This window comes from Streptomyces torulosus (genome assembly GCF_001419765.1).
Lineage (GTDB): Bacteria > Actinomycetota > Actinomycetes > Streptomycetales > Streptomycetaceae > Streptomyces > Streptomyces torulosus.
In genome coordinates this window covers 1-7,417 of the sequence record NZ_LIRK01000660.1, presented here as the reverse complement: position 1 = coordinate 7,417, position 7,417 = coordinate 1, and the positions used below count along the sequence as shown (strand labels likewise).

Here is a 7,417-nt window from a genome sequence, read left to right as displayed (position 1 = left end):
GCCTCCGTGGCCTTCCGCGTCCGGCGGCGCGTCTTGGGCGCGGCCTCCTCGGTCACGGCCTCGGCCGCGTCGACCGGTGCCTCCGCGGTCTTGCGGGTGGTCCGGCGGCGCGTCTTGGGCGCGCTCTCCTCGGTGGCGGCCGTGGCGTCGCCCGTGACCTCGGCCGTCGCCGCGGTCTTGCGGGTGGTCCGGCGGCGGGTCTTGGGCGCGGCCTCCTCGGTGGCGGGCGTGCCCTCGGCCGTGTCGAGCGCGGCTTCGGCGGCGGGCGCCTCGGCAGCCGCGGGGGCCTCTGCGGCCTTCCGCGTACGACGACGCGCCTTCGGCGCGGCCTCCTCGGCGACCGTGGTCTCGACCGCGTCGACCGTGTCAACCGGTGCCTCGGCAACCTTCCGCGTCCGGCGGCGCGTCTTGGGCGCGGCCTCTTCGGTCACGGCCTCGGCTGCGTCGACCGGTGCCTCCGCGGTCTTGCGGGTGGTCCGGCGGCGGGTCTTGGGCGCGGCCTCCTCGGCGGCGGGCGTGCCCTCGGCCGTGTCGAGCGCGGCTTCGGCGGCGGGCGCCTCGGCAGCCGCAGGGGCCTCCGTGGCCTTCCGCGTCCGGCGACGCGTCTTCGGGGCGGCCTCCTCGGCGACCGTGCCCTCGGCCGTGTCGACCGTCACCTCGGCGGCCGGAGCCTCGACCGGCTCCGCCGACGCCGTCTTGCGCGTGCGGCGGCGGCGCGGCTTCGCCTCGTCGGCGGCAGGCAGGGCGCCAGCGGTGTCCGCGGTGTCCGGGACATCCTCGACCGTGCTCACGGCCGAAGCCTTCACAGCGTCCGCAGCGTCAGTGGTGGTGACGTCCAGGGCCTTCTCGGACCCCTCCGCCTCCACCGCCGACGTCACCGTCTGGGCCGTCGGCGTCGCGCCACTGCGGGTGCGGCGTCGGCGACGGGGCGTACGGGGGCCGGCGTCGGCCTCGGTGGACGCGCCCGGCGTCTCCGTGGGCCGCGTCGGCTCGGTGACCGCCGTCGCCTCGGGGGCCGTCGCGTCCACGGTGGCGCCACCGCGCGTCCGGCGGCGACGGCGCGGCGTACGCGCCGGGCGCTCACGCTCCGCGGAGGGGGCCGGGCCGGAGGAACGGCCGCCGCGCCCGCGGGCGCCGCGACCACCCGGCTCACCGAGGTCTTCCAGCTCCTCGGCGTCGAGGCCGGCCCGCGTGCGCTCCGAGCGCGGCAGGACACCCTTGGTGCCCGCCGGGATGCTCAGTTCCTCGAAGAGGTGCGGGGACGTGGAGTACGTCTCCGGCGGGTCGTTGAACCCGAGGTCCAGCGCCTTGTTGATGAGCTGCCAGCGCGGGATGTCGTCCCAGTCGACGAGGGTGATCGCGATGCCCTTGGCGCCCGCGCGGCCCGTACGGCCGATGCGGTGCAGGTACGTCTTCTCGTCCTCGGGGGACTGGTAGTTGATGACGTGGGTGACGCCCTCGACGTCGATGCCGCGCGCGGCGACGTCGGTGCAGACGAGGACGTCGACCTTGCCGTTGCGGAAGGCACGCAGCGCCTGCTCACGGGCGCCCTGGCCGAGGTCGCCGTGGACCGCGCCGGAGGCGAAACCGCGCTGCTTGAGCTGGTCGGCGAGGTCGGCGGCCGTGCGCTTGGTGCGGCAGAAGACCATGGCCAGTCCCCGGCCCTCGGCCTGCAGTATGCGCGCGACCATCTCCGGCTTGTCCATGTTGTGCGCGCGGTAGATGTGCTGCGAGGTGTTGCGGACCGTCGCGCCCTCGTCGTCCGGGGCCGTGGCACGGATGTGCGTCGGCTGGGACATGTAACGGCGGGCCAGACCGATGACCGCGCCCGGCATGGTCGCCGAGAACAGCATCGTCTGGCGCCGGGGCGGAAGCATGTTGATGATCTTCTCGACGTCGGGCAGGAAGCCCAGGTCGAGCATCTCGTCGGCCTCGTCGAGGACCAGGCACTTGACGTGCTTCAGGTTCAGCTTCTTCTGGCCGGCCAGGTCGAGGAGTCGTCCGGGGGTGCCGATGACGACGTCGACGCCCTTCTTCAGGGCCTCGACCTGCGGCTCGTAGGCGCGGCCGCCGTAGATCGCGGTGACGCGGACGTTGCGCACCTTGCCGGCCGTCAGCAGGTCGTTGGTGACCTGGGTGCACAGCTCGCGGGTGGGGACGACGACGAGCGCCTGCGGGGCGTCGGTGAGGTCCTCGGGCTTGGCGCGGCCGGCCTCGACGTCGGCGGGGACGGTGACGCGCTCCAGGAGCGGCAGGCCGAAGCCGAGCGTCTTGCCGGTGCCGGTCTTGGCCTGGCCGATGACGTCGGTGCCGGAGAGGGCGACCGGGAGCGTCATCTCCTGGATGGGGAAGGGAGTGATGATGCCGACGGCTTCCAGGGCCTCGGCCGTCTCGGGAAGGATTCCGAGATCTCGAAAAGTCGTAGTCAGGGTGCTGCCTCTTCTGTGTACGCGGCGTGGCGCGAGCGCGGGGGTCGTGTCGTCTGACCGTGCCTGGGGGACATCGGCCGCCCTCACGGGCTGGCCGTGTGGCACGGGACCACTGCCGACGCTCTAGCGCTCATACCGCTGAGGGGTTCCCTCCGGACGCCGTACGCAGAGTGCCGTACGGAACAGGAGGGCTGTCGGGTCGGAGCCGATCGGGCCACCGACCGGGCATCCTCATGCGTGCGGCCTGTCGAGAGGCGGTCGAGATACCGCGGTGGTACGTCGACGTACTCAGCAGGCGCATTACCACCATACCCCGGAAACGCGCACATGCGATGGCCGATTTGGTCACGTAGTCGTTGTCACACCGATCGACCGGGCCCTTCCGCCCTGCGCAGAGCGGGCTATTGTGCGCTTCATGACCACGTCTGACAAGCCTGAGAACGCCGCCGGTACCGCTGAGACGGCCGAGACCGCCGAGGTCACCGGCATCGCCGCCCAGGACTGGGCCCAAGCCTCGGCCGATCCGCAGTACCGCGCCGCCGTCGTGGATCTGCTCGGAGCGCTGGCGTACGGGGAGCTCGCGGCGTTCGAACGGCTCGCGGAGGACGCGAAGCTGGCGCCGACGCTCGTCGACAAGGCGGAGCTGGCGAAGATGGCCGCCGCCGAGTTCCACCACTTCGAGAGGCTGCGGGACCGGCTCACGGAGATCGGCGAGGAGCCGACGCGCGCCATGGAGCCGTTCGTGGACGCGCTCGACGGCTTCCACAAGCAGACGGCGCCGTCGGACTGGCTGGAGGGCCTGGTCAAGGCGTACGTCGGCGACTCGATCGCCAGTGACTTCTATCGGGAGGTCGCGGCGCACCTCGACGCGGACACACGCGGGCTGGTGCTCGCCGTCCTCGACGACACCGGGCACGCCGAGTTCGCGGTGGAGAAGGTGCGGGCCGCGATCGACGAGGACCCGCGGGTCGGCGGGCGGCTCGCGCTGTGGGCGCGGCGGCTGATGGGTGAGGCGCTGTCGCAGTCGCAGCGGGTCGTGGCCGACCGGGACGCGCTGTCCACGATGCTCGTGGGCGGCGTGGCCGACGGGTTCGACCTGGCCGAGGTGGGGCGGATGTTCTCCCGGATCACCGAGGCGCACACGAAGCGGATGGCGGCGCTCGGCCTGGCCGCGTGAGCCACTGGTTGCTTTGGGCGCCCGGCCGCCGTGAGCCGCTGACTCCGTGACTGGCTAGTCGCCGTCGGACGCGGCGCCCGGCGTGTCCGTGGGTGGCCGCGGGGCATGCGCGGTCGGTCGCGCCCGCTCGGTGGCGCCGCGGATGTCGCTGCGGTCGCTGCGGCTCCGCGTCTCTTCGGAGGGCTCGCCGTTGCGCGGGCTACGCGGTGGCCGAGCTGCGTCGAAAACGCTCCGTCGGCCGCAGCAGGAGCGACAACGATGCCGCGGCGACGATCGCCCCGCCGCTCAGGAGCACCAGGAAGTTCGTGGAGCCCAGGGCGGTGTGGGTGAGGAACGCGCCGAAGAGGGCGCCCGCCACGCCGGTCGGCAGGACGAGCGTGCGGGGCGGCAGACGGTGCGACAGGCGGGCGACGGCGGCCCAGGCGAGGGCGAGTCCGACGAGTGCGGATCCGAGCGCTTCCAAGAACATGATCGGGTTCCCTCCCACACGGCCTGGCCTGGGCAAATCGGTCGTAGCCGGTCCTACCCGCGAGTCACGGAACGCAATCCTCCTCTGTGGACGAGTTGTGGCTCCGATGTGCGCTTCGGGGGGTGGAGGAGCCGGAGACGCGCGCGCCGTGCGGACGGGCATGAGCCGGGAGAAGGGCGCGTGCGGACGGGCTGGGGCGCATGGGAACGCGCTGGGGTGCAGAGGGACGCATGCGGAGGGGCCCGGTGGTTTCACACCACCGGGCCCCTCCGTATGCCTCGTGCGCCTCTCGGCTACAGCGCGCTGAAACCGACCTTGCGGACGGTCGGCTCGCCGATGTCGATGTAGGCGAGACGGTCGGCAGGGATCAGCACCTTGCGACCGTGCTCGTCCGTGAGGCTCAGCAGCGCCGACTTGCCGGCCAGCGCCTCGGACACGGCACGCTCGACCTCCTCGGCACTCTGACCGCTCTCCAGAACGATCTCGCGGGGCGCGTGCTGCACGCCGATCTTGACCTCCACGGCTATGTCCCTCCGACGGTCAGTGAAGTGCGCGGGCGTCCGCGCCGTACCCAGCACACATTAGCCCGGTGAGGGGACGTCCACCCTCCGCTCGGCAACGCCAGGAGCGAACAGGGTGCGGGAACAAAACCCCGGACCAGGGGTGTGCCGAGCACCGGTCCGGGGCCGCGGGGCGACGGTCAGTGGTGCTCGATGCCGTGCAGCGGGAAGCCGGCGATGCCGCGCCACGCCAGCGACGCCAGCAGCTGGACCGCCTGCTCGCGCGGGACGCTGCGGTCGCTGTGCAGCCAGGACCGCGCCACGACCTGGGCGAGCCCGCCCAGACCCGAGGCGAGGAGCATCGACTCCGCGCGCGACAGACCGGTGTCCTCGGCGATGACGTCGCAGATGGCCTCCGCGCACTCGTTCGTGACCTTGTCGACGCGCTCGCGCACGGCGGGCTCGTTCGTCAGGTCCGACTCGAAGACCAGCCGGAAGGCGCCGCCCTCGTCCTCGACGTACGCGAAGTACGCGTCCATCGTGGCCCGTACGCGCTGCTTGTTGTCGGTCGTCGACGCGAGCGCGCCGCGCACGGCCTGGATGAGGGACTCGCAGTGCTGGTCCAGCAGGGCCAGGTAGAGGTCGAGCTTGCCCGGGAAGTGCTGGTAGAGGACCGGCTTGCTGACACCGGCGCGCTCGGCGATGTCGTCCATCGCGGCCGCGTGATAGCCCTGGGCCACGAAGACTTCCTGGGCGGCGCCCAGCAGCTGGTTCCGTCGGGCTCGGCGCGGAAGGCGTGTGCCCCGCGGGCGTGCCGCCTCTGTCTGCTCGATGGCTGTCACGCCGCCTCCCAAATCGTCCATGTGCGGTGTGCGCCGCGCCGCCATCGTACTTTTCGGTAACCCTGGCGCGCGCGGTGCGAGCGCAGAATTTCACGGACCGGACGCCTGGGAAAGTGCCGCGGACCACGTCAAACGCGGGCAGGGCGGACAGAAGGAAGCCCTTTCCCGTCACCGATCGTCGTCTTTCGCGTCACCGGCGGTCGTCCTCGGGGTCGGGGCGCCTGCGGGCACGCGGGCGTGGTCGGATCGCCGGCGGTCCCCGGGCGAGGGGTCCGCTCTAGCGGTAGTCGTCCTCGTCGAGGTCGACCACCCGGGCCTGTTCGGCGAGGTCGGCCGGGTTGGCGACGCCAGGATCGACGTCGGTCAACGGGTCGTCCCGGTCCGGGGTGACGTACGTGTGCTGCTCGGCGGCATCGGCCTCGGGGGCCTCGACGTCGTCGATCTCCACGGAATCGGCCTCCGTCTCCGTGAACGTCTCGGGATCGGTGGGGTCAACGGCCATCGTGGTTTCCCCTTCCTGCTCCTGCCTCGGTGCTGCCGGAACCCTTGTGAAGCGGCAGGGGCCACGTACGGGTGTGCCTTGTCGTCTACGAGCCTAGGAGACAGCCGAACGTGGCGCTATGCGGTCCGGTGGTGACGGGACGGTCTGTTCTACGAGTTCTTCTACTTCTTCCACGAGTTGTTCTACGGGGCGGCCGGTGGCGGTGCGTCGGGTGACGTGGCCGCTCGCCGTCGCGGGAGTCGCTTCGGGTTCCGTCGTGGTCGCGGTGACCACGTCGTGGTCCGGTACCCCGCCGTGCGTGGCTCGATCTGTGACGGCGAACACATGAACCACTACGTGATCGTCTCGTAACATTGCCGCATGTCTTCGCCCGAGCTGCCGTCCCTGATGACCGCCACCGCGTCGCCGAAGGCGAGTTCCGTGCGCGTGGCGCCGGGGGAGCGGCTCAGGTCAGTGCGCCTGCCGGGGATCACTCTGGCGGTTCGGTCGAGAACCCCGGCCCGTGACGATCTGCCGCCCGCCCTGTACGTACACGGCCTGGGCGGCTCCTCGCAGAACTGGTCGGCGCTGATGCCGCTGCTCGACGGGTCGGTGGCCAGCGAGGCCGTCGACCTGCCCGGTTTCGGCGACTCGCCGCCGCCGGACGACGGCAACTACTCGGTGACGGCACACGCGCGTGCCGTCATCCGCTATCTGGACGCGTCCGGGCGCGGCCCGGTGCACCTCTTCGGCAACTCCCTCGGCGGCGCGGTCACCACCCGCGTCGCGGCCCTGCGCCCCGACCTCGTCCGGACCCTGACGCTGGTGTCGCCGGCGCTGCCCGAACTGCGTGTGCAGCGCACCGCGGTGCCGACCGGGATGCTCGCGGTCCCGGGTGTCGCGGCGCTCTTCACCCGCTTCACCAAGGGCTGGACCGCCGAGCAGCGCGTCCGGGGAGTCATGGCGCTCTGCTACGGCGACCCCGGCCGCGTCACGGAGGAGGGCTTCCGCAACGCGGTGGAGGAGATGGAGCGGCGCCTGAGGCTGCCCTATATGTGGGACGCGATGACGAGGTCCGCCCGCGGCATCGTCGACGCGTACACCCTGGGCGGGCAGCACTCGCTGTGGCGCCAGGCCGAGCGGGTCCTCGCCCCGACGCTCCTCGTCTACGGCCGCCGCGACCAGCTCGTCGGGTACCGCATGGCCCAGCGCGCCGCCCGCGCCTTCCGCGACTCGCGCCTCGTCTCCCTGCCGGACGCCGGGCACGTCGCCATGATGGAGTACCCGGAGGCGGTCGCCGCGGCGTTCCGCGACCTGCTGGCCGATACGGCCCGGAGGGCGTCGGACGGTGTGGGAGGCTCTGAGGGACATGGCTCCGGGACGCGGCAATCGGTCGTACGGGGCTCGGCGACGTCGGCCCGGGACGGGGCGGACGCGGAGCGGGTGAACGGGGAGTCCGTGAACGGCAAGCCGGTGAAGGGCGAGGCCGACGATTCCGCCGGGGACGGGGCCGTCCCCG

General features: G+C 72.3%; 7 protein-coding genes. 2 read left to right on the top strand and 5 right to left on the bottom strand.

All coding sequences use genetic code 11. The features are described from left to right. Positions 1–2,336: DEAD/DEAH box helicase (locus tag AOK23_RS36785; RefSeq protein WP_055716842.1), on the bottom strand; the 2,336-nt coding region annotated here is incomplete at its 3' end. 499 nt (positions 2,337–2,835) lie between these two features. Here AOK23_RS36785 and AOK23_RS36780 point away from each other — a divergent pair. Beyond that, positions 2,836–3,606 (top strand): ferritin-like fold-containing protein, encoded by a 771-nt coding sequence (locus AOK23_RS36780; protein ID WP_055542434.1) that lies wholly within the window; start codon positions 2,836–2,838, stop codon positions 3,604–3,606. Positions 3,607–3,805: 199 nt separating this feature from the next. Here AOK23_RS36780 and AOK23_RS36775 read toward each other — a convergent pair whose 3' ends face one another. The 4 genes from AOK23_RS36775 to AOK23_RS36760 all read right to left on the bottom strand — a co-directional run bounded on the left by AOK23_RS36775 (position 3,806) and on the right by AOK23_RS36760 (position 5,919). Next, complete coding sequence (locus AOK23_RS36775) at positions 3,806–4,075, bottom strand: hypothetical protein (RefSeq protein ID WP_055716841.1); 270 nt, start codon at positions 4,073–4,075, stop codon at positions 3,806–3,808. Between the two features lie 293 nt (positions 4,076–4,368). Then, entirely contained in the window at positions 4,369–4,596 is a 228-nt protein-coding gene (locus AOK23_RS36770; protein ID WP_055514448.1) for a DUF3107 domain-containing protein, read from the bottom strand. Positions 4,597–4,775: 179 nt separating this feature from the next. Then, positions 4,776–5,417: a TetR/AcrR family transcriptional regulator gene (locus tag AOK23_RS36765; protein WP_055514444.1), complete on the bottom strand. Its 642-nt coding sequence runs from the start codon at positions 5,415–5,417 to the stop codon at positions 4,776–4,778. A 277-nt stretch (positions 5,418–5,694) separates the two neighbouring features. After that, entirely contained in the window at positions 5,695–5,919 is a 225-nt protein-coding gene (locus AOK23_RS36760) for a hypothetical protein (RefSeq protein ID WP_055716840.1), read from the bottom strand. 360 nt (positions 5,920–6,279) lie between these two features. Between AOK23_RS36760 and AOK23_RS36755 the strand changes: the two genes are divergently transcribed. Beyond that, positions 6,280–7,417 (top strand): alpha/beta fold hydrolase (locus AOK23_RS36755; protein WP_240496728.1); only part of this gene is annotated, 1,138 nt, incomplete at its 3' end.